Below are 26679 nucleotides of genomic sequence, written 5' to 3' on the forward strand. Positions count from 1 at the left end.
ATGGAGCGCGACCCAATGGCACAATTTCAACGGATTCATCGGAAAGAATCAGCAGCAGGCAAGGGGCTCGCAGGCCCCTCACAGCTTGCATCAACCAGCACACATTCAGCCGGCTCGAGCCACTCGCACGCACAGATGTTGATTCAAATGCAGCGAACCTTGGGGAACCGGGCTGTACAGGCCTATGCTGCGCAATTTATGGCGCTTCCTCGCTCCGCTCAAGCCCAAGTGCAGAGGAATCCCACCCCGCCGCCGGCACAGGAGGAGGATTCCGATACCGTTGAGGGACTATCGATCGCTTCAGATACCGTTAGCGAGAGCTTTGGCAAGCCTGCAGACGACTTGAAGGATGCTTATGATAAAAGCGGCGAAGAGAGCGTGGGACACAAGGCGGCCTCGATAGGCGCTGTTGGCAATACAGCAGACATGGCAGGCGGAATTCTCCAAATCATCAGCTCGATCAAAGAAACGTTATCGGTGTCGGAAGACACGGACCGAACGGTACATAATAAGAATTGGAATTATGCGGCACAAGGAGCGAGTATCGTCGATGGCGCAGGGAAGACTGTTAGCGGCGGAACGGGTCTGGTTGATAAAGCCGCCAAATCGAGCGGCAGTCTGGACGGAGTTGGGAAATCATCCGTGGCGAGCGACTACACAGGCTCCGTCGGCGATGCGATTTCGGGCGTGAAGAGCGCGGTATTGGCTGTAAAAGGCATTTATGATATGTACAGCAAATTTTCGGAAGACGGAGGCCTTAGCAAGGCGGACACGGCTAAAGGCATTATTGAAATTATCGGCAATGCGATCGAGTCGGCGCAGTCTGCGCTGAAAGCGGCGAAGAGTATCATGGAAATTATGGAAACGTCCACGGCAGCGCTGACTACGGTGATCCCGGGCGTGAGCATAGCGGTCAGCGGAGTGAAGATTGCGCTCAAGACCGTAGATGCCATAAAGGCCGGGCTGAACCGCTCGGCGATGACAGTTCTCAAGCGCAGCTTCAAGGAAAAGCACGCAAGCAAAGGCTTTATCAAAGCGAAGCGGTGGTTCGGAGGAAATGCAGGCGTAGACCAGACCAAGCTGGCGGCCCACAAACGGGATTTGGAGCTGCGTAAGAGTCAAGGAGATTCGGCAGCGGAAACCGAGCTTCAAGAGATCACCCAGTACGAGCTGGCTCGAGAAATGAAAGCCATCAATGTCAAACGCACGGATCGGGCCAGTCTGCAGATTGGAATTGAGCTGACCAAGATCGCTGGAGATGTTGCTACGCTTACGGGCGTAGGCGCTCAAGTGGGAACACCGCTGAAGATTGTTGCTGCGGGTGTAGGAGCGGCGATGCCGGCGGTTCGGACACTGAAGCAGATGGGAAGAGACCGGGCGGCTAAGCCGGGTGCCTGGGGGCTTACGAAAGCTGTATTTAATGCGGAGAAGTCAACCGAGAAGAAGAATGAGAAGCGTGGGGCGGATGCGCAGCAGCTGATGGATATGATCAGAGCTTTACCTCAATTGGATGCTTCCAAACCGGAGGTCGTGAAGCAGTATCAGCAAGCGCATCAATTTGTAAATGCTGCGGGAGTAAGTTTATTCGAGCTTGAGAAAGTGAAGAATGATCCTGATAAACTGAAAAAAGCCTGGTTGAGGCTATGGCGAAAAGGGAATAGGAGGCGGGCATATGCTGCCTGAAACAGCTCATGCGCGACATTTGGCGCAGCTCGGCGTTTTGAAAGATATACTGGAGGAGGCGGGACTAGCCACCAATCTGCTTGAAAAATCGGAAGCCATCCCCATCCATGTGCTGATGGCCGGATTCCAGGAGGATAAGAAAGGCAGAGACCGTTTCCTGCATCTAAGCTTCTTGCCCTTGGATGAAGAGGACATCCAGGCGATTCAGCTGCTGCAAGTTTACAGCACACTGCCGTTTCATTTGAAAGAGGGGCACAGGGAAGCCGTAAGCTCGGTTATGCTGGAAGTAAATACGAGACTGCCCATCGGACATTTTGGCGTCAATGAGCAAAACGAGCTGCATTATAGGTACGTCTACAGTATCTCCGCAGCCAATGGGCTGGTAGCCGACGAGATTCTGGAAATTTTGAGTATGTTCATTTATATGTGCGACATGTTTGCAGATCCTGTAGAGCTTGCTGCGTCGGGAGAAGCAAGCGCGGATCAGGTGATCCAATCGCTTCGGTAGTCCTGCAAGCATCTAGATTGAATACAAAGGACCATTCTACCCAGGAAGAAGTGGGAGAGAATGGTCCTTTTGTACAGCTTCAGGCTAAGTTCCACGCTGAGGAAGTTGTCCTTAAGAGTGAAGCTGCTAGTTCTGTTTGCGACGTTACGCGAGAGCTTCCGATTCCCGGGAGCCGTACCGCTTCCCGAGCAAATAACCGAACAAGGAGGCGAGAGACTGCTGGAACAGCATGCCGAGCACGACGGGGATAGCTACAGGCGCTGGAAAATAAGTAACGGCAAGAACGGCTCCTGCGCTAATATTCCGCATACCGCCGTTGAAGGTTAAGGCCACTGTGGTATCACGGTCCCAACGCAAGAGTACGGCAAGCAGCCATCCGAGCATATAACCGAAGAACGCAAGCAGAAGTACAATGGCGGCCATGCCGATTACTTTGCTGTTTAGATTTCGCAAGTAAGGCGAAACGACGGCTCCATTGATGGCCACCACAACGCCCATTGTTATTTTGGAGAAGGGCCCGAGTCGAGGTCCCCACTGCTCTTTAATCGTACCCTTCGTCCATTGATTAAGCAGCATACCTGCAAGTGAAGGCAGCACAATCATGAGGAATAAGCCTTGCATCATGCCCCATGTATCCATTTCGACCTTTGCCCCGATGAACGCTGATAGCGTGAAGGGTACGACAAACGGAGACAACACCGTATCAACAAGGATAATGGAAAGAGTAAGGACCGTGTTTCCGCGGTAGATGGCTACCCAGACGAAGCTGGTAATGCCGGTCGGGATTGCCGCAGCAAGCAGAAGTCCCGTAATCGTGAAGGAGTCACCCACATATACGACATGTCCGACGCCAAGCGCCAGCAGAGGCATCAGCACGTGCAGGATGATGAGTGTCATCACCAGCGGCAGCGGCTGAGTGATCACCTTTACAAACTCCTTGAAACTGGAGCCGATGCTGCCCGAGAATGTCATGAAAGCAAATAACCATGGAGACAGAAACGTATAAGCTGATAAATGGCTGCCTAGCAGGACGCCGATAAAGACACTGACAGGTGTGATTAAGGGCAGTATTTTTTCGAGCTTTTTGTTGAGCTGCGCTAGCATAAAACAGGACTTCCTTCCTAAAGTAACATTTGCTTCCTTGTGACTGCTTTGCTATCTTTAACAGTAGCAGTTTTGGCATATAGATTACCAGATAGATGAAATCAAAGCATAAGTCGTCATAATTTTTTTCGACAATGCTGTTTCGACACTCTTTTTGTTCAACATTTAGTATGATCAACACCAAGTAGCTTCATCAATATTATGATTAAAGGTGGAAGAGCAAGATGATGGATAGAAATCAGTCTCAATATGTTCATTCAAGAATTCAAATTATTTCTCAAAAACATGAGCGATTAATGAATCAACTGAACTTGAACATGGAAAGGATTGAGATTTCCAAACAGCAGCTATGCTTGAATAGAGAAAAGATGAATTTGCTAAGAGAGAAGATGCAGCATATCCGAGACATGCAGTCTTTCATCTCTAATTTGAATCTGGATGAAATCTATCAATACAACTGGATGACAAATTCGTGAAAATTTTATTTTCCCAGCGATTCCATAGCTTGATGTAAATGATCTATGATAAGATTGACATATAGATCCTTGCCGGCTTCCAATAGGCTGGGACGCAGAATCATCACAAGCTCTTTAACAGTGTCCAGAGCATGAAGCGCTTCTTTGATGGCCATTCTATTGTCCATTTGTGCCGATGCTTGACGCTGCGAAAGCGTGTTTACGAGGCCGAGCTCAGGTCTGTGAACGGCGGGCTTTTCGATACGTGAGATTTGTTCTCTCAGCTCATGAACCGCATACTCGATATTTTGCAAATGCGGTTGTTTCTCAACGAGTAAGAGATGGGCAGTTTTCTCGTCCTCCCACCGTTGGTAGACCTCAAACAAGGAGCAACGCTCCTGCAATGTCATGAAGTTAAGCTCAATCTGCATATTAGAGTAAGAAGGCTGCAGGAATTGTGCAGCCTTCTCCTTGCTTCCTATGTCTACTAATTCTAGCAAGCTGCTCGTCTGCGCGAATCGCTCCGTTGCGGCATGCGACTGCTCGATAATTCGGAATGAACGTTCAATTTTCATATATGGGACCGGAAGATAGTAAGCATCATTCATATACAGGTCACCCCCATGTTTGCCGTAATTGTTGCGTGGAGTTAGCTTCGAGCCAGCTGTGCAGCTCGTATAGGTCTTTAAAGATAACGGTCTTCTCTGATACATAAGGTTTTAAGTCAAGCACACTTGCCGCGCGTCCCCCAACCATGATCATAGGTTTATGCGAGAGATTCTCTAAAGCATGAATGTATTCTCGCAATTGCGGAACGTGATAGGCTAAGGCAACAGAAATACCGATGACTTGGGGCTTCCAATTCATGGCAGCAGACATAGCGTATTCAAGTGGTAGATTAGGTCCAAAGCACCGGGCGTCCCAATCGAATTCTTCGAAATAGGAAGAAATCATTTTAACGCCGAGCTCGTGCTGTTCACCTTCCACACATAGGAACATAGCTCGTTTTTGTCGGATTTTGGAAGTCCCTCCGATTAGCACCTTGTAGTTAGCGATTGCAAGATTGCAAAGAATGGATGCTAAATGCTCGTCCGCTACTGAAATGAGATTTTGCTCCCATAAGTAGCCGACATGCCTCATCGAGGAAGTAAGTAAGGAATCATAAATATATAAGCTGTTCTTTCCGGCATCGACATGCTGCCGCAGCAGTCGCCACATTTCTTGATGATTTCCCGTAAGCAGAAGCTCAGACAGTTGTTCAGAGGCTGAGTAAAACATGTGTGCTCCACCTTCAATTTATGATTTGTGTAAAAGCTCAAGCCGAGCTATAAAAGGAGATAATTGCTGTGACAACTAATAATGATAGCCTGCAGGATCATAGGGTTCCAGGCGTAACTACAAGCAGTCATCGACATTACGTCGTTGGTATCGGCGCTTCGGCGGGCGGTTTGGAAGCCCTCGAGCAGTTCTTTGATCATATGCATCCTTCTAGCGGCATGTCCTTCGTTGTCATACAGCATTTGTCTCCCCATTATAAAAGCTTTATGGCAGAGTTGCTAGCGGGACATACATCCATGGAGATTCTTGTAGCAGAAGATCAGATGAAGATTCATGAGAATTGCATCTACTTGATTCCGCCGAATAAGACGATGACATTGAATGATGGTAAGCTGCAACTTGCGGATCTGGTGCCAAACTCAGGGCTGAACATGCCGATCGATATGTTTTTTCATTCATTGGCTAAAGATTGTGGGAGCCAAGCCATAGGCGTCATTTTATCGGGAACCGGCAGTGACGGTTCTAAAGGTATTGCTGCAATTAAGGATGCAGGGGGCCTTGTCTTGGTCCAGGACGATACGACGGCTAAGTTCGACGGCATGCCTGTCAGCGCTAGGTTGACCGGTTTTGTGGATGCTGTGATGCCGCCGGAAGAAATGGCGCAGAAGCTGCTAGAAATCAGCCAAAGCTCGTCGATGTCGCAGCACATTCCCGTCGATTTTACTTCCACCAATCAAACGGATTTATATATTAAGCAAATTTTCGACATGATCAAGCAGTCCAGTGGGATCGATTTTAATTACTATAAGAGAAACAGCGTCTTTCGCCGTATCGAGAGACGTATGGTGCTTAGCAACATGCATAATTTGCCGGAATATACGGAGTTCTTGAGGCAAAATCATTCGGAGCAGACGGCCTTGCGCAAAGATTTACTGATTGGGGTCACCCAGTTCTTTCGTGATGAAGAAGCGTTCGCTATTATTCGGGACAAGGTGCTGCCGGCAATTTTTGAAGAGAAAAAACAGGATCTGGAGATTCGGGTTTGGATTGCGGGTTGTTCGACAGGAGAAGAAGCATATTCACTGGCTATTCTGTTGAAAGAATATATGATGCAGATGGACGAGCTGTATTCGATTAAAATTTTTGCAACCGATCTGGATAAAGATTCTATCGAATATGCTAGCACGGGGATCTATCCGGAAAGTGCTGTGAAGAACATGCCTGCCGATTTACGCAGCCGTTACTTTACGAAGGACGATGATACTTACAGAATCAATAAAGAGCTCCGTAAAATGATCGTATTCGCACCGCATAATATTACGAAGGATCCTCCATTCAGCAATTTGGATCTCATTACGTGCCGAAATATGCTGATCTATCTCACGCCGGAAATGCAGCGGAAAGTGCTGTCAATGTTCCATTTCGTGCTGAACTCCAAAGGCGTACTCTTTCTGGGACCAAGCGAAAGCATCGGAAGACTCACCAATCAGTTCGATTCGATTGACCGTAGGTGGAATATTTTTCAGCACAAACGAATGAAAGATGTGGTGTATACAGGCAATATGGAAGTTGCCTCTTCAGAGCCGCGAACGGTTAGATCCAATTACCGGCAAAATCCCAAACCATACCCGCATCTACTTGATGAGCCTAGCATAAAGCGGCCGGACGATGTGTACTCGACGTTTGTCGACGAGCATATGCCGCCCAGTATCGTCATTGATGAGAATAATGACATCATCCATTTAAGCGGAGATATCAACCCGTTCCTGTCACTGTCGAAGGGCAGACCTAGCTGGAATCTGTACAAAATGGTCGAGCCTCATCTATCGGTTGCGATTGCAACTGCCTTCCAAAAAGTGCGGAGAGAAAAAAGGCCCATCATTTATAAATCGCTAAGGCTTCGTGAGAAAGAGGATGGTGAATTCATCAATTTGACGGTGAAGCCGTTCTCTATGAAGAACAAGGAGTTTGAGAAGCTGGCTTTAGTCACGTTTGAGAGGGCCCAGAAGCGGGAAGATACCGTGATTGTGGCGGAGGAGCATTTTGACGTATCCAGCAATGTGAACCAGCGTGTGATTGAGCTGGAGATGGAGCTCCAAAGAGCCGAAGAAACGCTGCAGGCAACGGTAGAGGAACTGGAAACCTCGAATGAGGAGCTTCAAGCAACGAATGAAGAGCTTGTCGCGGCGAACGAGGAGCTGCAAAGCACGAACGAAGAGCTTCAATCGGTCAATGAAGAGCTGGTAACGGTAAATACGGAATACCAATACAAGATTCAGGAATTGACTGAGCTCAATAATGACATGAACAACTTTCTGGTCAGCACGAAAATCGGTACGATTTTTTTGGATAAGAACATGTGTATTCGTAGATTTACACCTGCTATTACCAAGGAAATTAACCTGCTGGATGTGGACTACGGCCGTCCGATCAGTCATATTTCGCATAATTTTAAATACGAGAATTTGGTCAAGGAATCCAAGAAGGTGCTCAAGACATTGACGCCTGTTGAAAAAGAGGTTCAGAGCAATTCCGGCAAATGGTACAGCATGCGGATCCTGCCCTACCGGACAGCGGATAACTTCATCAGCGGGATTGTACTGACATTTGTTGAAATCACAGAACTGAAATTAGCGAATACTGAATTGGTTAAGCTCTCCTATGCGGTGGAGCAAAGCCCGAGCATCTCTATTATCGCCGATCTGGAAGGCCGCATCGAGTACGTCAACCCGTACTTTACTTCATTAACCGGGTTTGTGCTGGAAGATGTCATGGGCCGGAACCTGCGGTTTCTCAATACATGGGAAAGTGAGGGTCATCCCCAGTACAGGGAAATATGGGATACGGTTACTTCCGGACATACATGGACGGGAGAACTGGAAAGCAGGAAGAAGAACGGGGAAGTGTTCTGGGAAGCGGTACGGATTGTACCGATCAAGAACAAGAAAGGAAAGACGGTTCATTATCTGAAGGTTGCCGAGGATATTACGGATAAACGAACGACAGAGGAGCTGCTTCGGAAGTCCGAGATGCTATCTGCTGTAGGGCAGCTGGCAGCTGGTATTGCTCACGAGATTCGCAATCCGTTAACGGCTCTGAAGGGCTTTACGAAGCTGCTGACATCAGGCAAGCATAACGACAGCTATATCCGGGTCATGTCGGATGAGCTCAACCGAATCGAAGAGATTGTCAGCGAGCTGCTGGTACTGGCCAAGCCTCAGTTGCTGGAATATTCACCGAAATTTATTGAAGACATTATGAAAGACGTCATTATGCTGCTTGACACGCAGGCGATTATGAACAGTGTTGAGATTCAGTTTGAAGGCTCCGGCTGTTTAGTCAATTGTGTGGAGAACCAGATCAAGCAGGTTTTTATTAATATTTTGAAAAATGCTATTGAGGCCATGCCATCCGGCGGCATCATCAACGTGAACATTCGTAAGGAACAGGATGAGCGAGTGACAGTTACGGTGGTGGATAGTGGCACAGGTATTCCGGAGGACAAGCTTCCTAAGCTGGGTGAGCCATTCTACTCAACGAAGGAAAAAGGAACCGGACTAGGACTTATGGTCAGCTATAAAATCATCGAAAACCATATGGGCACAATCGCATATGCCAGTAAGCAAGGCGTCGGTACTACCGTGACGATTGTATTGCCGCTGCACGCCCAGGCCTAATAAACCTATTTTCAATCTGCTATTGTCGTGATATGATTAGTAACAATTGTATATAAGAACCAATCCCTAGGGGCGCCGAAAGGCTGAGACAGAGTCATCTGAACCCTTTGAACCTGAACTGGGTCATACCAGCGGAGGAAAGTGGACGTTTTCGAATCGGAGCAGCATATGAATGTGTAAGTGCAGCGTAACGACAACCACTTTTCTTAGGAGAAGTGGTTTTTTTGTTTGCTTGAAAAAAACTTCTAACATTGGATACAAACCTGTAAAAGGCGTCCGCTAGGCTTCTTAGTGAGCTAGTGAGCCCTCTATCGACCTTAGATAACGAAATAAGTTATTCTTATGAATTTTTGGCTGGGAGGTGAGAAGGTATGTCTGGTTATGAGCTGCATGTCATTACAACTGGCGGGCAGGACTGGGACACGGTGACCTCCATTGTCGCCCATATCTGGCCTTATGTGACAGCTCTCCACATTCGGGAGAAGAAGCGGAACATCGAGGATATCACACAGGGGATACAGCGTCTTCTAGATGCAGGCGTACCTCCCGAAAAGCTGTATCTCAACGGACATCCATCGTTGGTGTCGGAAATGAGATTAGGCGGTGTGCATCTGCCAGGAGACTCGGAGTTGAGTTCAATTGTACGTTCGTATGCTCCGAGGCTGAAACGTGTGGGCTGCTCGGTACATAGTCCGGAGGAAGCAAGAAGCAGAGCTGTAGAAGGGGCGGATTATGTCCTGTTCGGACACATCTACAGCACAAGTTCCAAACAAGGCTTAGCCCCAAGAGGGCTTGAGGCTTTGCGTGAAACGGCTGCCGGTTGCACGGCTCCAGTCATTGCCATTGGAGGGATTCAGCCGGAGCGGGTTGGTGAGGTTTTGACCGCTGGTGCTGCAGGGGTCGCTGTGATGAGTGGAATTATGGAGGCAAAGAATCCAGTGGATGCGGTACAGCGCTTTGCCGCAGTGCTGGGGAGAAGTGATGCATGTGATTGACCATCGTCATGCGATTGCTGGCACTGAGGGCAGGAAAAGGAGCTTCGAGCGATGACGAAAGAACGGACGTGATGGAAGAACAGGGACTGGTCTTCATGAAGGGGGAACCGAGGTATGTACAACAAACAAATGCATGAAGTCATTGTCGTCGGCGGTGGTGTGATTGGCTGCTCCATCGCCTATGAGCTGGCGAAGAAAGGGCAGCGTGTCATCCTGCTCGAGCGAGGGCGAATTGGGCAAGAGGCAACGCAAGCTGCCGCAGGAATGCTGGGGGCGCAATCCGAAATGGAGGATGTAGGCCCATTGTTTCAATGGTCGAGAATCAGCCGGAGTTTATTCCCGCGCCTCTCCGAGGAACTGAAGGAGGTCACCGGCATCGATATGGGCTTGAACCGAGAGGGGCTGCTCCACATAGCGCTTAACGATGAGCAGCGTCATGAGCTGATCCGGCGCGAGCGATTACATAGCAGCGTTAGAGCGAGAGCTGAGTGGCTCTCAGCAAAGGAAGCGGCTCAATTAGAGCCTCAGCTAGGCGAAGACTTGCTTGGCGCCCTATATCTTCCGGATGACGGTCAAGTGGATGCACCGCTTTTAGGGCAGGCGCTGGCTAAGGCGGCGTCGATTCGGGGAGTGGAGCTTCGAGAATACATGCAGGTGCTGGGCCTTCTTACAGAGGGAGAGAAAGTACTCGGTGTCATGACCTCTGACGGTCCGATCTATGGTAATCAGGTTATTGTTGCTGCCGGAACGTGGAGCAGTCAGCTATTATCCGGGATCGGAGTGGAACTGCCGATGTATCCCGTTAAGGGAGAGTGTTTTTCCGTGCTGGAACGAAGTCCTCGGCTGCGTAAAACACTATTCACGCATGGCTGCTACATCGTGCCGAAGGCGGGCGGCCGTCTGGTTGTTGGGGCGACGATGGTACCGGGCAGCTATGACCGCAAAGTGACGGTAGCCGGCTTAGCTCAGTTGATGGAACGAGCGGCAGGGCTGGTGCCGTCCATTGCTGAAGCGGAATGGGAAAAAGCATGGACCGGTCTCCGCCCGCAGACAGCGGATGGCTTGCCCTACATAGGTGCCATACCCGGGATCGAAGGGCTTTATGCGGCGACAGGCCATTACCGCAATGGTATTTTGCTTAGCCCGATCACTGGACGGGTGATGGCAGACCTGGTTTCAGGAGGCAGCGGCGCGGAGATTTTTAGCAGTGATGAGCAAGCAGCGCAAAAAGAGACGATACTCGGAGGCTCGGGCGGTCGAGACGGAGCGGAGTCGAGGCATGGAAGTACGGGCGATCGGGCAGAAGCGGAGTCGAGGCATGAGGGCTCAGAAGACCGAGCAGTAATGGAGTCGAGGCATGGAGGTACAGGAGAACGAGTTGGAGCCGGGTCGGGGCATGAATGGTCCGGCGATCAAGCCGGAACCGAAGCCACCATGGAGGTATGGAAAGCCTTTTGTCCAAGCAGAAGGCTTGTAACGGACCAGCTGCTTGGGGAGAAGCGGCATTCTGAAAAGGAGTTGATCACTATTGAAATTGCACATTAACGGTCAGTCGGTTGAGGTTCCTGATTCGATCACAACAGTCACAGAGCTTTTGGCTCATTTTGATTTGGCTGACAAGATGCTGGTTGTTGAACTGAACCAGGCTATTTTGCAAAAAAGAAGAACATGAGCAAGCGCAAATTACAGCAGGCAGTAAAATTGAAATCGTTCATTTTGTTGGAGGGGGATAAACTCATGTTAAAAATTGGCCATTATGAATTCGAATCACGTTTACTTCTAGGAACTGGTAAATTCCCGGATTTCCACATTCAAAAGGAAGCTGTTGATGTCAGCGGGTCGCAAATTCTGACCTTTGCGGTTAGAAGAATGAATATTTTTGAAGCCAGCCAGCCGAACTTCTTGTCTATGCTGGATGTGAGCAAGTTCACGCTGCTGCCCAACACAGCGGGCGCTAAAACAGCAGAGGAAGCGGTGCGCATTGCCAAGCTGGCTAAGGCATCCGGTCTTTGCGACATGATCAAGGTTGAAGTAATTGGCGACGAAAAGACGCTGCTTCCCGATCCGGTTGAGACCTTAAAAGCATCAGAAATGCTGCTGGAAGAAGGCTTTATCGTGCTGCCTTATACGTCGGACGATGTGCTGCTCGCCAAGCGTTTGCAGGACCTAGGCGTTCATGCCATTATGCCGGGGGCTTCGCCGATCGGCACAGGCCTTGGCATCGTGAATCCGCTCAATTTAAGCTTTATTATTGAGCAAGCGCGCGTGCCGGTGATCGTGGATGCCGGAATCGGAGCTCCTTCGGATGCGGCTATGGCGATGGAGATGGGAGCGGACGGCGTCCTGCTCAATACGGCAGTTTCAGGAGCGAAGGACCCTGTGAAAATGGCGCTTGCCATGAAGCTTGCGATTGAAGCGGGTCGCGCGGGCTTTGAAGCTGGACGCATTCCAAAGAAGCGTTATGCATCGGCGAGCAGCCCGATGGAAGGCTTCAGCCGGGTGTAGACAAGGCAAGAGAGGAATCTGCTCCGTTCCTATTTTGACGACCTATGATGTACGTAACAGAGTCAGAATCCAGGATTTGCAACAAGTGAATTAGGCTGCATGTTGGAGGTAGCAGTTTCAATAAGAGATGTCCCATTATGGGCAAAAAAGGGGCGCTGCTGTCGGTTGCTCCGCATCAGCGGCTTTGATGAAATAGAGGAGAGTGACTCATGTGGCTGTCGTATCCAAAGCTTTAACGATCGCCGGCTCAGACAGCGGAGGGGGAGCCGGCATTCAAGCCGATCTCAAGACGTTCCAGGAGCTTGGCGCATACGGAATGTCCGTCATTACGGCTGTCACGGCACAGAACACCTTGGGTGTTCAGGGCGTCTACCCCATGGATGTTGAGGCGGTAGAACGCCAATTAGCATCCATTGGAGAGGATTTGACGCCGGATGCCGTCAAGACTGGTATGCTGTTCAGCGGGGATATCATCCGCACGGCGGCGGCTGCCATCCAGCGCTACGGCTGGAAGCAGCTTGTCGTAGACCCGGTGATGATCGCCAAAGGGGCGCTTCCCTGCTGCAGCAGGAAGCGATCGACACAATGCTTAGTGTGCTGCTGCCGCTGGCCATGGTTGTTACACCGAACATCCCGGAAGCGGAGGCGCTAAGCGGGATGTCAATCACGGATGCGGCATCACGTAAGCAGGCCGCTATCCGGATCCGGCAGTACGGCTGCCGGAATGTCATGATCAAGGGCGGCCACGATACGGAGGATGCCGAATATGCAACGGATCTTCTATACGACGGCGAGACGTTCACCGAATTCAAGTCCCGCCGCATTGCGACCCGTCATACACACGGAACGGGCTGCACGTTTGCCTCGGCGGTCACGGCAGGATTGGCGCAGGGCAAAACCATCCATGCGGCGATTGAGACCGCGAAGAGCTACATACAAGCGGCTATTGAAGAGCCGCTGAACATTGGTGCGGGCCATGGACCGACCAATCACTGGGCTTATGGCAGGAAGCTGAAACTGGCGCAAGAGCAGGAACATGGGCAAGAGGATGAACATGAGAAATGAGCAAGAGCATGGGCGGCAGGAGCAGGATGGGGCAAACTCAAGATTGGGAAATGCCCTTGAGCTTACAGGAGGTACGCTATGAAATTACATACTGATCAGCTGCGCGAAGCGCTGCAGCTGTATCTCGTCATGGGCAGCCCGAATTGTGCGGGGGCTGACCCTGTGGAGGTCCTGAAGGCCGCTATCGACGGCGGCATTACGATGTTTCAATACCGCGAGAAGGGCGCCGGAGCTCTGACCGGCGCCGCCAGTCTCGCGCTTGGCGCACAGCTGCGCGAGCTGTGCGCGAGGCACGCCATCCCTTTCATCGTGAACGATGATGTCGGGATGGCGGAAGCGCTCGAGGCCGACGGTATTCACGTCGGCCAGGAGGATACCGCCGCCGAAGAGGTGAGGCGGCGGTTCCCTGGCAAGATTGTGGGCATCTCCGCCCACAATCTTGCCGAAGCGCAGTCGGCGCTGGCCGCAGGCGCCGACTACCTGGGCGTCGGGCCCATGTATGCGACGCGCACCAAGCTGGATGCGCGGGAGGTGCAAGGGCCCGAAGGGCTCGTGCGGATGCGCGAAGGCGGCATCCGGCTGCCGCTTGTCGGCATCGGCGGAATCGATGCCGCAGGGGCCGCAGCCGTCCTGCGTGGAGGAGCGGACGGCATTGCCGTAGTGAGCGCGATTACGCAGGCGCGCTCCCCGAGGGAAGCTGCGGCGGAGCTGCGAGAGATTGTCAATATGATCAAATAGGGTAAGCTTAACCATTTTTTCAAAAAAGGCTGCTGATGCTCGTAATGCTTGTTAGTTTCACAGGGCGGAGGCATTAAAACTATAGTGAGACTATTGTATAGGTAAGTTACGAGCTCAGCAGTTTTTGAAGAATTGCGGCGGGGTCGGCTGTGACAGTTTGTTCTAGCTAAAGGGCAGATGCACGGCAAGTCTCGAGTTGCGGTCAGTTTGTCGATAAAGTGGGGTCGATTACAAGCTTCCACAGCTTTTCTCCGATCACCAGCTCACCATTCCCCCTATATCGACAGTCTCACCTCAGACTGCTGCTAACGGGCTAGTGAAAGGCCGCTTATTTTTCAGAGAGAGAACCGCCAACAATTTTAATTTCACAACAAATGGAGGGATTTATAATGACATCCATATCAGGCACAGAGAACAAGGAAATCCAGTTGGGGACGGCAGCGTTCCCCGGAAGCCGCAAGGTTTACGTGCAAGGCTCTAGGCCTGATATCCAGGTTCCCATGAGAGAAATCGCGCTTGGTTCTTCGACCGATATGTTAGGGCGGGAAGTGGAGAATGAGCCGGTCCGTGTCTATGACACAAGTGGTGCATATACCGACAATGAGCAGTGTACGAACATTCGTCAAGGACTGCCGGCTAACCGTCTGACGTGGATTGAGGAACGCGGCGACGTGGAATCGTATGAAGGCCGCGAGGTGAAGCCTGAGGATAATGGGCTTGCTTCCGATAATGCCAAAGGCGCGGCAGAAGTATTCCCAGGCCTACACCGCAGACCTTTGCGGGCTAAACCGGGCTGCAACGTGACCCAAATGCATTATGCCCGAAAAGGAATTGTCACACCGGAGATGGAATACATCGCCATCCGAGAGAATGTGAAGCCGGAATTCGTTCGGGACGAAGTAGCCCGCGGGCGTGCCATTATCCCTTCTAACATTAATCATCCGGAGAGCGAGCCGATGATCATCGGGCGCAACTTCTTGGTTAAGATCAATGCCAATATCGGCAATTCCGCCGTCGCTTCTTCCATTGAGGAAGAAGTGGAGAAGATGACTTGGGCGACCCGCTGGGGCGCAGATACGATTATGGATTTATCGACCGGCAAAAACATACATACAACACGCGAATGGATTGTTCGCAACTCTCCCGTACCTGTAGGGACAGTTCCGCTCTACCAGGCTCTTGAGAAAGTGAACGGCAAAGCAGAGGACCTTTCATGGGAAGTATACAGGGATACGCTCATTGAGCAGGCGGAGCAGGGCGTGAGCTATTTTACCATTCATGCGGGTGTGCTGCTGCGTTACATCCCCATGACCGCCGGACGGGTTACAGGGATTGTGTCTCGTGGTGGTTCCATTATGGCGGCGTGGTGTCTCGCGCATCATCAAGAGAATTTCTTGTATACGCATTTCGAAGAAATTTGTGAAATTATGAAAATGTATGATGTCGCCTTCTCCCTGGGAGACGGACTTCGTCCAGGTTCCATTGCCGATGCAAATGATGAGGCGCAGTTTGCCGAGCTGGAGACGCTGGGTGAGCTGACGCAAATCGCCTGGAAGCACGACGTCCAGGTGATGATCGAAGGTCCGGGTCATGTGCCGATGCACATGATTAAGGAGAACATGGATCGTCAGCTCGAGGTGTGTCAGGAGGCTCCGTTCTACACGCTCGGACCGCTGACAACGGATATCGCGCCGGGCTACGATCATATTACTTCCGCCATCGGCGCAGCCATGATCGGTTGGTTCGGCACGGCTATGCTCTGCTATGTGACACCGAAGGAGCATCTCGGCCTGCCGAATAAGGAAGACGTGCGCGAAGGTGTCATCACTTATAAAATTGCCGCCCACGCAGCGGATTTGGCCAAGGGCCACCCGGGAGCGCAGGTGCGCGATGATGCTTTGTCGAAAGCGCGCTTTGAGTTCCGCTGGCGCGATCAGTTCAACCTGTCGCTCGACCCGGAGCGGGCGATCGAATATCATGACGAAACATTGCCTGCGGAGGGAGCAAAGACGGCGCATTTTTGCTCGATGTGCGGGCCCAAGTTTTGCAGCATGAAGATTACGCAGGATATCCGCCAGTACGCCCATGCTCGTGGTCTGGAGGAAGAAGCTGCGCTAAGCAGCGGACTTACGGAGAAGGCCAAAGAGTTTCGTGAGGCCGGAAGCCGGATCTATCGATAGGTTGCAGCTTGTCGTTTGTGCAGGGACGTTCTTTGTCAGGGATGACAGGAACGTCCCTTTTTGTTACCATGAAGATAGCTCTTGATTGCATTAATTCACTAAAGCGATTATTTCTATGATCATGGTGGGGATTTGGCCTGATTGACTTTGCTTTCTCTTGGCATTATGATACGGTTAAAAAGATTTGACCGTTGTCTAATAAAGCTTGTACACGATTAGAAGGAGGTCGAATCCGAACATGAAGCAACAGCCGATTTATATTATTCAAGATCTGGAGCAGCTAAAAACAGTGAGCGACCCGCTGCGAGCGAAGGTACTGCTGTTCTTAATTGAGAAGGCCTATACCGGACAGCAGCTGGCCAAATTACTTGGCATGGCGAGGGCCAAGGTACACTATCATTTGAATGAATTGGAGAAGCATGGCTTGATTTCCGTGGTTCGAACCGAACTGAAGAACGGCATTTTACAAAAATTTTACCGGGCTGTTGCCCGTGGCTTTGTTCCGGGTGAGGAGCTGCTTCCTTTCGTATCGGAAGTGGAAAACTATTACCGGGAGACTACGCTTAGCGTGTTGGCCCGAGCCAGGCTGAGAGCGATTGAAGCGCCGGAGGAGGCTTTTCAAATTCCTTCGTCGGATCGTGCGCAGTGGCCTAGAATGGCAACGCAGCTTGAGGTTAAAATGAGTAAGGAGAAGTTTGCTGCGTGGCTGAGCAAATTTCGTTCACTGATTTACGAGCTGGATCAACAGCAGGAGGAAACCGGCGATTGGTTCTACTTAACCACGGTCGGCTTCCAGATTAACGAACCGTCATTTGACGTGTATGAGGATGAGGAGGAGAAGAACGATGCTCGATCCTAGACAGACGAAACTGGCTGATGTGCTGGTAAACTACTCCGTTAAGGCAAAACCTGGAGAAAATATTTTAATCGAAGCCTACGGTATTGATGCGATCTTTGTGAAGGAACTGGTGAAGAAGGTCCATGAAGCAGGCGCTAACCCTTATGTGAACCTGAGAGACCATACGGTGATGCGTCAAATGATCATGAACTGCACCGAAGATCAAATGAAGCAGTGGGCTGATATGGATGCGTATCAAATGAAGCAAATGCAAGGATACATAGGCGTGCGCGGCGGAGCCAACATGTACGAAATGTCCTCGGGCATTCCATCCGACCGGATGAAGCTGTATAACTCCATTTACTATCAGCAAGTACACTTTGATGTGCGCATCAAGGATACACGTTGGGTTGTTCTTCGATATCCGACTCCGTCTATGGCACAGCTTGCCGGAATGAGTACGGAAGCGTTCGAGGACTTCTACTTCGATGTATGCACGATGGACTACGGCAAGATGTCCAAGGCTATGGATTCCTTGAAGGAACTGATGGACCGTACGGATCAGGTTCGTTTGGTCGGACCTGGGACGGATCTGACGTTCTCGATTAAAGGAATCGGCGCAGTGAAATGTGACGGCGAGCTCAACATCCCTGACGGAGAAGTCTACTCTGCACCTGTCCGTGATTCGGTGAACGGTGTTATTACGTTCAATACCCCGACACCGCACGACGGCTTTACGTTTGAGAACATCCGTTTTGAATTCGAAAACGGTAAAATCGTAAAAGCTACTTCCAATGATACAGACCGCATTAATGAGATTTTGGATATCGATGAGGGTGCTAGATATGTCGGCGAATTTGCGATCGGCGTGAACCCGTACATTCAGCACCCAATGAAGGATACGCTGTTCGATGAGAAGATTGACGGCAGCTTCCACTTCACACCGGGTAACTGTTACGACGATGCTTATAACGGCAACAAGTCCTCCCTGCACTGGGATATCGTCAACATTCAACGTCCCGACTATGGTGGCGGTGAAATCTGGTTCGACGACGTACTAATCCGCAAGGACGGGGTCTTCGTACTTCCGGAGCTTGAGCATTTGAATCCTCAGCATTTGAAATAAATAATACCGCTAATTCGATCGAGCTGATCGGGTTAGCGGTATTTGTTTTCAATAAATGTTGATGACTACATTGCCTCTCTTACGCCCTTTTTCCACATATCTATGAGCTTCGGGGACTTCTTCTAAAGAATACCTTTTATCAATGACGGGCTTGAATGTATTGGATTCGATAAGGTCTGTAAGATAAAGTAAGTCTTCTATACGTACCTTCGCGATTCCTTGACCATCTACCGTTACGTATCTTCCGTTCTGAGTTAAAGCTTTCTCGCATTTCGTTTTTGCTAATTTCCCAACGGCATCAAAAAAAATATCGTAACGCTCGCTTTTATTAAAAAAATTCTCTGTCGTATAGTCAATAACGTAGTCGGCTCCCAGCGACTTCACCAGGTCCCGATTTGCCGTGCTGCACACTCCTGTAACCTCAGCTCCAAAATGCTTGGCAAGCTGAACCGCAGACGAACCCACGCTGCCGGAAGCCCCATATACTACAACCTTTTGTCCGGCTTGTATATTCCCCTTTCTTAAAAAATATAACGCCGAAGTTCCGCCGAAAGGAATGGCTGCTGCCTCTTCATAAGTTACATTCATAGGTTTTAGGGACATCAAAGCTCCTTCGGACATGCTTACGTATTCGGCATAACCGCCAAATTTCATTCCGGTTAACGCATAGACTTGATCTCCCTTTTTAAACCGTTTCACGTTGCTGCCAACCGCTTCAATTTGTCCGCTCAGCTCTACCCCGAGTATTGGTTTTCTGGGCTTCCTGAATCCTAGGACGATCCGCATCGGTAACCAAAGCATGAAGGGACTATCAAAGCTTCGCACTCTAATGTCGCCGGCGGATACAGTGGTTGCATAAATCTTTACAAGCACTTCATGATCCTTGGGGATTGGCTTTTTTACTTCTGCCAGCTTCAGAACATCCGGTGATCCGTACTTCGTGCATACAATCGCCTTCATGGGACACCTCCAGTTATTTACAATCACCCATAGTACGAAAAGGAATAGGTTTCGTTTCGCATTACGATCCATGAACTCAATAAAAAAAGACGCTCCCGCGCTTTCGCTTGAGATACGTCTTTGTCTATAACGGCGTACCGCGCGAAGCTCCCAGTTCGCGGTGTGGCGCCGCACGATGGTCGTCAGCCACATGCATCACTGCCCATTCACCCCTTGCGCTGCATCGCCTGATACTGCCTTGGCGGGAGCCCAACAACCTTCTTGAAGGTACGGATGAAGTTGGAATAGTCATTGAAGCCCGATTGCTGGCAGGTGTCGGTTACGGTGCTTCCTTCGCGCAGCAGCTGCTTGGCTCTGGCAATACGTTTAAATAAAATGTGCTCATGGATGGTGCTTCCCGTATGTTTCTTGAACAGGCGGCACAAGTAGGAGCGGTTCATATAGACGACATGCTCCAGACGGTCTAGTGACAGATCTTGGTCAAGATTCTCATCAATATATGCTAGGAGCGAGATGAGCTTGTCCGGCATAATAGCTTTCTCCACTTGTTTGTCCTGTCCTTGGAAGACGCGGTTTATGAATACCAATAGCTCGATAAATGCTGATACATACAAAATGTCCGAGCCTGCGGGTGCTTGCGGCTGCTGTAAGGCTTCCATCCGTTCATACAGCTTCATGATCGAATCAATTTGCTGAGGGGATAGTCTCATTCGGTTCTGCTCTCCGGGAGGCCGATTGATGAAGCAGTCCAGTAAAGGAAATGCTGGTGAGCTGAATACATCCACCATAGAAGGATTGAAGTGAATGACGATGACCTCATACCGCTGTTGCTTCGATTGGAAGTTTGCTCTATGGAGCTCATTGCTGTTCATTACGAGCAGGTCTCCATATTGCAATGGATAAACCTGTTTTTCTATGAAATAATGAACGTGTCCGGTAAGAAAGAAGTAGATCTCAAACTGGTCACGGTGCAGGTGAAAATCAAATGGAGCCGGATTGTATCTAACCGAGTGACTGAAGCTGATGACTTCTTGTAAATTAGAATAAAGCTCCTGCATCTGTATGTGCCTCCATACCTTCCGTGAAGTCAATAAAAGCAAGTTATTGCCCATGAATTGCAATGAATACGTTTTTATTATACTGCAAAATAAGGGTATACGAAATAAGGAGGGCTTCATGACGATGAAATTGTCAGTATTTACAGTATCTACTCCGGATTTGACGCCGGATCAAATGGCTCAAGCTGCTAAAGCAGCGGGCATCGATGCCATCGAATGGCGATATAAGGATATTCCGGAGGACGCGGTCAATGAGAAGCCTTCCTTCTGGAGAAACAACCTCTGCTCGATCGATCCGAAGCTTTCCGATGAGGAATTGGAGCCGTTCAAGCAGGCTGCCGCTGCCCATCAGCTGAGCACGCTGAGTGTAACCCCTTATTTAGCTTGCGGTGATGTAGCAGGCACCGAACGAGTCATGCAAGTGGCGAAGCAGCTGGGAGCCGGGTTTATCCGTGTCGGTGTTCCGGCCTACGACGGCAGCAGTAACTATAATGAATTGTTTGCGGGAGCTGTGCAGTACTTACACCATGTGGAAGAGCTTTCCCAGCAATACGGAATCAAAGGCCTTGTGGAAATCCATCATAAAACGATAGCGCCGAGCGCCGGTCTTGCTCATCGGCTGGTTTCGGGCTTCAGCCCAGAACGGATTGGCGTGCTGCATGATGCCGGTAACATGGTGCATGAAGGCTTCGAGAATCACCGGATGGGCTTGGAATTGCTAGGTCCCTATCTGGCTCATGTGCATGTGAAAAATGCGCGCTGGGCACCTGCGGGCCAAAGTGACCGCGGTATCACATTGTGGGCGAGCGATTGGGCACCGATCGATGAAGGGATTGTCAACTGGCATGAGCTGTTGGTTGATTTGAAAGCGATTGGTTACGACGGATACCTGGGTATTGAAGATTTCAGCGGTCAATTTGACTCTAGGGAAATGCTGCATAATTTTGCAGCTAAAGTGAGAGAGTGGCTGTCATAAGACAAGTTGAACAAAACTGGGAAGTGCGACCGGGTATGCGGGTCGGCTTCTCTTTTTTCTGCGCCATGAGCCTTGTTGCGATTGCCCTTCCAGTTTGTGTAAGATGAAAGGCAGACAAAGTGTGATTGGAGAGAGGTTTAAGATGGCAAGTTCCAAACCATTCTGGCTGCTGCTTACGTGGTTCGTCGCGGCCGCTTGCTGTTTGCTGGTACTTAAATATACGGGTGTTTTAGGTCACATTAATATGAATGGGCTCTCTGAGTGGCTGCGCGGGCTTGGCTGGATTGGAGGCTTGCTGTATATTGTGGCGTATACCTTACGGCCGTTGGTGCTGTTCCCCGCAACACCGTTGACGCTGTTCGGAGGCTACACTTTCGGCGCACTGTGGGGTACGGTATATGACATTATCGGGGCGGGTGCGGGAGCCATTCTCTCCTTTTATCTTACACGCAGGTGGGGAAGAGGCGGCTTCCAGCGGATCATCCGCGGCAAAAAGCTGCAATCCTTTGATGAAAAGGCAGAGAACAACGGGTTCATGGTCGTCCTGTATATGCGGCTCATGCCTTTTTTTCCCTTTGACGGGGTCAGCTATGGCGCAGGGCTGTCCAAGATCCGAGCCTCCGACTATACATGGGCTACGCTCATTGGTATCATCCCTGGTGCGATCGTGTATAACGTGTTCGGGGCGTCGCTCCAGGATATCGGCTCAGGCAAATTTTACGGAGCGATTGCGCTGTATGTGGTATTTGCCGTGCTTCCCTTCGCTTTCAAGCGAAAGCAGCGGCAGCATGCGCACCATTAATTATGTTCATGGGAGAGGATCGCTAGTGCAGGAGAGAAGGATATATCGAGATTTGTTGGTGGGGCTCTCGGCGGCGCTGCTGATGCTTCTTATATTCGGGTGGCTGTCCCAGAGCTTGTCTTCCAGCTGGCTGGAAAATCTAGACCAGTCAGTAGCTGCTTTGATTCAGTCTGCAAGAGGAGATCATATGACGGGGATAGCTAAGCTATTTACGCTCATGGGAGAAGGGGTAACCGAGTTTATCTTGTTTTTCATCATCGGACCCGTTCTTTATTTCAAGTTTAGGCACAGATGGGAGACGCTGATTCTCTTTATTGGGGTGCTGGGAACGTGGGGACTCAATTCGCTGGTTAAAGGCTGGATCGAGAGGGATCGGCCCGCCGGCACCTGGCTGATCGAGGAGGAAGGATTTAGCTTTCCTAGCGGACACTCCATGGTATCGAGCTTGTTTTACGGTCTGGTTGGATATCTACTGTGGGTCAACCTAAGAGAGCGTTGGAGTGGGGCCTGGATCCTCCCGATCGTATCCATGCTTCTTATTCTAGGCATTGGCTGCAGCCGCGTGTACCTGGGTGTGCATTATCCCAGTGATGTACTGGCAGGCTTTATTGCAGGGGGTGCCTGTTTAACAGGCTGCATTCTAGCCGTCCGCGAGGTTCGGCACAGAAGAGAGTGGCGAGAAGCAAGCAAGAGTTGAAGGGAACGATTCTGTTCGGGCTGTCTCTATAGTCCATGATCTTTTCACGGAAAGTGGTAACACAGATGTTCATATAAGCAGCTTAAGGAGCCTACACATGAGTAATGACTATGCAAAAATCACAGGAATGCCCGTCGAGACGAATCGTTGGATTGTGCTGGCTAACGTCTCTCTGGGTACCTTTATGGCCACGTTGGACGGAAGCATCGCCAACGTGGCGCTGCCCACCATGGCCGGCGAGCTTCAAGCTCCGATTCATTTGGTACAGTGGGTGTTGACGGCTTATTTACTAGCCATATGCGCCACCTTGCCCATTATGGGGAAAATCTCGGATTTAATAGGCAGAAGCAGGGTGTACAATTACGGATTCATCGTGTTTGCAGCAGGCTCGGCTCTTTGCGGAATGTCACATTCGCTTGGCTTTCTGATTATTTCCAGAGTGATTCAGGCTATAGGGGCATCTTGTCTGATGTCCAACAGCCAGGCAATTGTGGCGGATGTGTTCTCACAAGGGGCACGCGGCAGGGCACTTGGCATCGTTGGCATGGTGGTCTCCCTCGGATCGCTGACAGGACCCGGAGTCGGGGGAATTCTAGTTGACCGTTTCGGCTGGCCTACGATTTTCTGGATTAATATTCCTATTGGAATCATCGCTTTTATCGCCGGGCGTTTTTGCCTGCCTAAGGATCACGTACAATCCGGTCGAAAACCGTTCGATTTCGCAGGCTCCTTCCTGTTTATCGTTGGCATGCTTCTGCTGCTGTATACGATTTCCAACGCCAACGAGTGGGGGTGGACATCCCTGTACGTGCTTGGAGGATTGCTGGTTTCTGTTTTTATCCTAGTATGGTTCTACAGGTGGGAGCATAAGGTGGAGCATCCGATGCTGGATTTCAGTCTGTATCGGATTCGGGCATTCCGGGTCGGGAATATGACGGCGCTTCTTAGCTTTGTCGCCATGTTTTTCGTCAATGTCATGATGCCTTTCTATATGGAAAATGTACTGGGTCTTTCACCGGAGCATACCGGTTATATCATGATGATGTACCCGCTCACGATGGCTGTTATTGCTCCCTGCTCAGGGTGGCTCTCGGACAAATTCGGCTCCAACATGCTGACGACGATAGGCCTCGTTATCAATGCTGTCGGATTCGGTCTTCTGCATACGTTGACGACGCAAGAGAGCCCGTGGATCGTAGGTTTGCATCTTGCTTTGTTTGGTCTGGGCACGGGACTGTTCCAGTCGCCTAACAATTCCAGTGTCATGGGCTCGGCGCCAAAGCACAAGCTGGGCACGGCCGGTGGCCTCAATGCGCTTGTCCGCAACATAGGCATGGTGCTCGGCATTTCGCTTTCTGTGTCTCTATATTCGACTAGACTGCATCGGCTAGGGGTGGTGCAGGAAATGACCCGGCTCTCATGGTCGAGGCGCTTCATTTTGTGTTCTGGATGGCTCTCGCCGTCTGTGTCTTGGCTTTAGTCATTTCGGTGGGAAGGCTCCGTCAGGAAGCGGGGGCTAAGTAGTAAGTGTTTAAGATGAATAAAAATCAGAAGAAGCAGGATGCCGCGGCAGCTGCTTCTTTTTATATGTATTTTAGTGAACCTTGTGTATATCTATCTCCAATAAAGCTGAATTATGCTCCTCATCGTTGCGCAGCGACAGCAAGATGTTCTCTCCGCTCGGTTTTTCCCAGTTAGCAGTGATGAATAAATCTCCGGCCCAGAAGCCCTGCTCGTACTTCTTTGAAACTTCCTTCCACGGTTTTCCTTCAACTGATTTTTTATAGCTCTCGATCATTGTGCTGTCCGAGGTATGGACAAAATGCGGATCTAAGGTTGAAGGATCCCCGTAAACCGCAAGTAATTCACTGAAGACATCTTGGAAATATGTATCTGATGAAGATTGGGGCTCAATGATGAAATGGATATCTCTTAATTCGTCATTTAGAAATTCATATGTAATAGTACCCGGAATATCTGAAAACACATTACCTTCATACGTTAAAGATTCCTGATTTTCAGATTTGAGCTTAAGGTTGGTTGTTTGTGATTTAATAGTTTGTTTCATTGTGCCGAACGAATAAGGCTGAAGTAAGGTTTCGAGAGGAATGATCGTCACGTTTTCTTTGTCCATATTCAGTTTTGCACCAGTTACTTTGGCCATCTTTTTTAATGGGATGTATAGGGAATTATCGTGCATCTCAAGCGAATTTTCAAAAGTAACTAAACCATGTAATCCGTTTATCTCCAAAATGTTCGTGTCGATATACGCTTGAATTTTAAATAAATCTCCTTTTGTTGCGATAACACAACGCTCTCTTTCATTCCACTCGATCGAATAACCTGCTGTTTCAAGAAAAGCGCGGGCAGGTACGTACACATCATCATTTGCAAAATATGAATGATCCCCCCAATCTTGCAGCTCTTGATTGTAAGAGATCGTAGGCTTATCGAGTTGTTCAGCCATAGCGATATGTCCAGATAAACTGGAAAGTAGGACAAAGCTTATTACCAAAGATTTTCTGAATTTCATAATTACATGCACTCCTTTAAACAAAATAGTGGTTATATTGCCTTTTATTGGATCTAAAAGTATAAACGAAACAATGACTTAAAAGTTGCGAACTATTGCTTTCCTATCGAAAGATAATCAAAAATAGGTAACAATCTCGATTAAAATGACGAAAATTAGCGCTTATTGCTTGTACAAACCTCAAATTCCTCCGTTTCACAATAAAAGAATCCTCCGCACTTTACTTTCCTCTGTTTATTTACCTCACGATCTTCTTTGCAAAAATGTTTGCAGATTTTTCACAAAGGTGTATTCCCAACCATACAGAATGGTGCTATGATAAGGAACGTTAAATTGTTTCGTATGCGAAATGTTAGCGTGCGAAACAAGTCCGATGTCAGGGGAAAGAAGGGGAGATTAGATTGGAGGCTGTGAAAGAGCTTGCAGCAATTATCATGTCGCTGCACAAGCTTCGAATGTCTTTCTTGTATCGCGAACTTCAGCAAGTTGAGCTTACGGGACCGCAGCTCTTTATTTTGAGAGAATTATTTATGCAGGAACCAAGGAAGCTCAGCGAACTGTCCAAGGCGGTTCAATTGAGTAACAGTACGGTGTCAGGCATCGTGGACCGGCTCGAGCGGGATGGGCTTATAGAGCGGAAAAGGGATGAAGAAGACAGACGCATTGTATGGATCAGCACAACCAACCTGTGTCAAAGGATGAAGAAAGACAGATTAGAGTCGATTAATCAGGAACTCTATGAGGGTTTGGACAACAAATTTACACCAGAGCAATTCGCTCTTTGTAAAGATATTTTAGTTACTTTTAAAGATCATTTAGAGAAAAAGCTGGAGGGAATGGAATGAAGCGTAAACTGATTTTGATTGTTATTCTGGCCGTCATGGTGGCGTCCGGAGCCGGAATCGGCGGCTACTACTGGTATCAAGGCGCAAACTATGTAAGCACGGATGACGCCCGTATTTCTGGGGATATTTACCGAGTTATGCCTCGTATTTCGGGCAAAATCAACTCACTTGGCGTGAAGGTCGGCGACACCGTCGTAGCAGACCAAATTGTCGGTCAACAGGATATTACGAACCTGTCTAACAGCCTGCTGGATCAAGCGGCTCTGCGCGCTCAATCGGCGGTACAGTCATCCAGACTGCAGCTAAGGTAGGCGAAGTGGTATCTCCGGGTCAATCCGTTGCCATGATCGTAGATAAGAACGCGGTCTATGTGTCCGCAGACATTGAAGAAACGAAGATTAAGAAAATCAGGGTCGGTCAGCCGGTCACGTTTACGCTGGATACATATGGCGGGCAGGAATTCCACGGTAAAGTATATGAAATCGGTGAGGCAACAGCTTCTACCTTCTCCTTGCTGCCAACAACAAGCTCTAGCGGCAACTTTACGAAGGTCACTCAACGCATGAATGTGAAAGTTTCCATCGACGATCATCAGGGATTCGATCTGGCTCCCGGTATGAATGCTGAAATTAAAATCCATATCAAAGGGGAGTAAG

23 protein-coding genes, 2 pseudogenes and 1 riboswitch are annotated in these 26679 nt (G+C 49.6%); of the genes and pseudogenes, 19 read left to right on the forward strand and 6 right to left on the reverse strand.

Translation table 11 applies throughout. The annotated features are described in order from the left end of the window. Positions 1-15 precede the first annotated feature (15 nt). The gene (locus tag L0M14_RS02400) at positions 16-1683 is read left to right on the forward strand and encodes a hypothetical protein (protein ID WP_235120500.1); all 1668 of its coding nucleotides are present in this window, start codon (positions 16-18) and stop codon (positions 1681-1683) included. Further along, positions 1673-2191: a YbjN domain-containing protein gene (locus tag L0M14_RS02405; protein WP_235120501.1), complete on the forward strand. Its 519-nt coding sequence runs from the start codon at positions 1673-1675 to the stop codon at positions 2189-2191. Before L0M14_RS02400 ends, L0M14_RS02405 begins: the two co-directional genes overlap by 11 nt. Positions 2192-2335: 144 nt before the next feature. Here L0M14_RS02405 and L0M14_RS02410 read toward each other — a convergent pair whose 3' ends face one another. Further along, complete coding sequence (locus tag L0M14_RS02410; RefSeq protein ID WP_235120502.1) at positions 2336-3295, reverse strand: bile acid:sodium symporter family protein; 960 nt, start codon at positions 3293-3295, stop codon at positions 2336-2338. Between the two features lie 224 nt (positions 3296-3519). Here L0M14_RS02410 and L0M14_RS02415 point away from each other — a divergent pair, with 224 nt between their 5' ends. Continuing rightward, on the forward strand, positions 3520-3771 hold the full coding sequence (locus L0M14_RS02415; RefSeq protein ID WP_235120503.1) for a hypothetical protein: 252 nt from the start codon (positions 3520-3522) through the stop codon (positions 3769-3771). Positions 3772-3776: 5 nt separating this feature from the next. On the opposite strand, the gene L0M14_RS02420 is transcribed toward L0M14_RS02415, so the two are convergent. Together L0M14_RS02420 and L0M14_RS02425 are read right to left on the reverse strand one after the other, a co-directional pair. After that, positions 3777-4358, reverse strand: coding sequence for a hypothetical protein (locus tag L0M14_RS02420; RefSeq protein WP_235120504.1), 582 nt, complete (start codon positions 4356-4358; stop codon positions 3777-3779). A 7-nt stretch (positions 4359-4365) separates the two neighbouring features. Beyond that, positions 4366-5028 carry a cobalamin B12-binding domain-containing protein gene (locus L0M14_RS02425; RefSeq protein WP_235120505.1) on the reverse strand — a complete coding sequence of 221 codons (663 nt, stop codon included), beginning with the start codon at positions 5026-5028 and terminating at the stop codon, positions 4366-4368. A 68-nt stretch (positions 5029-5096) separates the two neighbouring features. Here L0M14_RS02425 and L0M14_RS02430 point away from each other — a divergent pair, with 68 nt between their 5' ends. The 10 genes and pseudogenes from L0M14_RS02430 to L0M14_RS02475 all read left to right on the forward strand — a co-directional run bounded on the left by L0M14_RS02430 (position 5097) and on the right by L0M14_RS02475 (position 18152). After that, positions 5097-8705, forward strand: coding sequence for a CheR family methyltransferase (locus tag L0M14_RS02430; protein ID WP_235120506.1), 3609 nt, complete (start codon positions 5097-5099; stop codon positions 8703-8705). A 58-nt stretch (positions 8706-8763) separates the two neighbouring features. Continuing rightward, a riboswitch (TPP riboswitch) is annotated at positions 8764-8862 on the forward strand. Between the two features lie 214 nt (positions 8863-9076). After that, entirely contained in the window at positions 9077-9700 is a 624-nt protein-coding gene (locus L0M14_RS02435; RefSeq protein ID WP_235120507.1) for a thiamine phosphate synthase, read from the forward strand. 114 nt (positions 9701-9814) lie between these two features. Further along, complete coding sequence (gene thiO / locus L0M14_RS02440; RefSeq protein WP_235120508.1) at positions 9815-11245, forward strand: glycine oxidase ThiO; 1431 nt, start codon at positions 9815-9817, stop codon at positions 11243-11245. Beyond that, entirely contained in the window at positions 11229-11372 is a 144-nt protein-coding gene (gene thiS, locus L0M14_RS02445; RefSeq protein WP_405030815.1) for a sulfur carrier protein ThiS, read from the forward strand. Before thiO ends, thiS begins: the two co-directional genes overlap by 17 nt. A 65-nt stretch (positions 11373-11437) precedes the next feature. Further along, positions 11438-12205 (forward strand): thiazole synthase, encoded by a 768-nt coding sequence (locus L0M14_RS02450; RefSeq protein WP_235120509.1) that lies wholly within the window; start codon positions 11438-11440, stop codon positions 12203-12205. A gap of 211 nt (positions 12206-12416) precedes the next feature. Next, positions 12417-13270, forward strand: a pseudogene (gene thiD, locus L0M14_RS02455) (bifunctional hydroxymethylpyrimidine kinase/phosphomethylpyrimidine kinase). A 78-nt stretch (positions 13271-13348) separates the two neighbouring features. After that, positions 13349-14008: a thiamine phosphate synthase gene (gene thiE / locus L0M14_RS02460; protein WP_235120510.1), complete on the forward strand. Its 660-nt coding sequence runs from the start codon at positions 13349-13351 to the stop codon at positions 14006-14008. A 389-nt stretch (positions 14009-14397) separates the two neighbouring features. Further along, positions 14398-16188: a phosphomethylpyrimidine synthase ThiC gene (gene thiC / locus L0M14_RS02465; RefSeq protein ID WP_235120511.1), complete on the forward strand. Its 1791-nt coding sequence runs from the start codon at positions 14398-14400 to the stop codon at positions 16186-16188. 238 nt (positions 16189-16426) lie between these two features. Then, entirely contained in the window at positions 16427-17047 is a 621-nt protein-coding gene (locus tag L0M14_RS02470; RefSeq protein ID WP_235120512.1) for an ArsR/SmtB family transcription factor, read from the forward strand. After that, complete coding sequence (locus L0M14_RS02475; RefSeq protein WP_235120513.1) at positions 17034-18152, forward strand: aminopeptidase; 1119 nt, start codon at positions 17034-17036, stop codon at positions 18150-18152. The genes L0M14_RS02470 and L0M14_RS02475 overlap by 14 nt, the downstream gene beginning before the upstream one ends. Before the next feature lie 48 nt (positions 18153-18200). Here the strand turns inward: L0M14_RS02475 and L0M14_RS02480 are convergent, their stop codons facing one another. Next, entirely contained in the window at positions 18201-19112 is a 912-nt protein-coding gene (locus tag L0M14_RS02480; protein WP_235120514.1) for an NAD(P)-dependent alcohol dehydrogenase, read from the reverse strand. A 206-nt stretch (positions 19113-19318) separates the two neighbouring features. After that, positions 19319-20170, reverse strand: coding sequence for a helix-turn-helix domain-containing protein (locus L0M14_RS02485; RefSeq protein ID WP_235120515.1), 852 nt, complete (start codon positions 20168-20170; stop codon positions 19319-19321). Positions 20171-20294: 124 nt separating this feature from the next. Between L0M14_RS02485 and L0M14_RS02490 the strand changes: the two genes are divergently transcribed. From L0M14_RS02490 to L0M14_RS02505, 4 genes are all read left to right on the forward strand, one after another. After that, a complete protein-coding gene (locus L0M14_RS02490; RefSeq protein WP_235122785.1) occupies positions 20295-21146 on the forward strand; it encodes a sugar phosphate isomerase/epimerase family protein in 852 nt (283 codons plus the stop codon). A 142-nt stretch (positions 21147-21288) separates the two neighbouring features. After that, entirely contained in the window at positions 21289-21948 is a 660-nt protein-coding gene (locus tag L0M14_RS02495; protein WP_235120516.1) for a TVP38/TMEM64 family protein, read from the forward strand. A 25-nt stretch (positions 21949-21973) separates the two neighbouring features. Further along, positions 21974-22645 (forward strand): phosphatase PAP2 family protein, encoded by a 672-nt coding sequence (locus L0M14_RS02500; RefSeq protein ID WP_235120517.1) that lies wholly within the window; start codon positions 21974-21976, stop codon positions 22643-22645. A gap of 97 nt (positions 22646-22742) precedes the next feature. Next, entirely contained in the window at positions 22743-24125 is a 1383-nt protein-coding gene (locus L0M14_RS02505; protein WP_235120518.1) for an MFS transporter, read from the forward strand. A gap of 114 nt (positions 24126-24239) precedes the next feature. On the opposite strand, the gene L0M14_RS02510 is transcribed toward L0M14_RS02505, so the two are convergent. Next, positions 24240-25178, reverse strand: coding sequence for a copper amine oxidase N-terminal domain-containing protein (locus L0M14_RS02510; RefSeq protein WP_235120519.1), 939 nt, complete (start codon positions 25176-25178; stop codon positions 24240-24242). Between the two features lie 410 nt (positions 25179-25588). Here L0M14_RS02510 and L0M14_RS02515 point away from each other — a divergent pair, with 410 nt between their 5' ends. Next, positions 25589-26023 (forward strand): MarR family winged helix-turn-helix transcriptional regulator, encoded by a 435-nt coding sequence (locus L0M14_RS02515; RefSeq protein ID WP_235122786.1) that lies wholly within the window; start codon positions 25589-25591, stop codon positions 26021-26023. Then, positions 26020-26678, forward strand: a pseudogene (locus L0M14_RS02520) (HlyD family secretion protein). Before L0M14_RS02515 ends, L0M14_RS02520 begins: the two are co-directional and overlap by 4 nt. The last annotated feature ends 1 nt before the right edge of the window (position 26679 follow it).

The sequence above is a fragment of the Paenibacillus hexagrammi genome, assembly GCF_021513275.1.
GTDB lineage: Bacteria > Bacillota > Bacilli > Paenibacillales > NBRC-103111 > Paenibacillus_E > Paenibacillus_E hexagrammi.

Bases quoted from the DNA above. Each gene is read 5' to 3' on its own strand.
- L0M14_RS02450 (WP_235120509.1), top strand. From the start codon at position 11,438: ATGTTAAAAATTGGCCATTATGAATTCGAATCACGTTTACTTCTAGGA.
- L0M14_RS02435 (WP_235120507.1), top strand. From the start codon at position 9,077: ATGTCTGGTTATGAGCTGCATGTCATTACAACTGGCGGGCAGGACTGG.
- L0M14_RS02415 (WP_235120503.1), top strand. From the start codon at position 3,520: ATGATGGATAGAAATCAGTCTCAATATGTTCATTCAAGAATTCAAATT.
- L0M14_RS02405 (WP_235120501.1), top strand. From the start codon at position 1,673: ATGCTGCCTGAAACAGCTCATGCGCGACATTTGGCGCAGCTCGGCGTT.
- thiC (WP_235120511.1), top strand. From the start codon at position 14,398: ATGACATCCATATCAGGCACAGAGAACAAGGAAATCCAGTTGGGGACG.
- thiO (WP_235120508.1), top strand. From the start codon at position 9,815: ATGTACAACAAACAAATGCATGAAGTCATTGTCGTCGGCGGTGGTGTG.
- L0M14_RS02510 (WP_235120519.1), bottom strand. From the start codon at position 25,178: ATGAAATTCAGAAAATCTTTGGTAATAAGCTTTGTCCTACTTTCCAGT.
- L0M14_RS02475 (WP_235120513.1), top strand. From the start codon at position 17,034: ATGCTCGATCCTAGACAGACGAAACTGGCTGATGTGCTGGTAAACTAC.
- L0M14_RS02470 (WP_235120512.1), top strand. From the start codon at position 16,427: ATGAAGCAACAGCCGATTTATATTATTCAAGATCTGGAGCAGCTAAAA.
- L0M14_RS02505 (WP_235120518.1), top strand. From the start codon at position 22,743: ATGAGTAATGACTATGCAAAAATCACAGGAATGCCCGTCGAGACGAAT.
- L0M14_RS02485 (WP_235120515.1), bottom strand. From the start codon at position 20,170: ATGCAGGAGCTTTATTCTAATTTACAAGAAGTCATCAGCTTCAGTCAC.
- thiE (WP_235120510.1), top strand. From the start codon at position 13,349: ATGAAATTACATACTGATCAGCTGCGCGAAGCGCTGCAGCTGTATCTC.
- L0M14_RS02410 (WP_235120502.1), bottom strand. From the start codon at position 3,295: ATGCTAGCGCAGCTCAACAAAAAGCTCGAAAAAATACTGCCCTTAATC.
- L0M14_RS02420 (WP_235120504.1), bottom strand. From the start codon at position 4,358: ATGAATGATGCTTACTATCTTCCGGTCCCATATATGAAAATTGAACGT.
- L0M14_RS02495 (WP_235120516.1), top strand. From the start codon at position 21,289: ATGGCAAGTTCCAAACCATTCTGGCTGCTGCTTACGTGGTTCGTCGCG.
- L0M14_RS02480 (WP_235120514.1), bottom strand. From the start codon at position 19,112: ATGAAGGCGATTGTATGCACGAAGTACGGATCACCGGATGTTCTGAAG.
- L0M14_RS02425 (WP_235120505.1), bottom strand. From the start codon at position 5,028: ATGTTTTACTCAGCCTCTGAACAACTGTCTGAGCTTCTGCTTACGGGA.
- L0M14_RS02400 (WP_235120500.1), top strand. From the start codon at position 16: ATGGCACAATTTCAACGGATTCATCGGAAAGAATCAGCAGCAGGCAAG.
- L0M14_RS02490 (WP_235122785.1), top strand. From the start codon at position 20,295: ATGAAATTGTCAGTATTTACAGTATCTACTCCGGATTTGACGCCGGAT.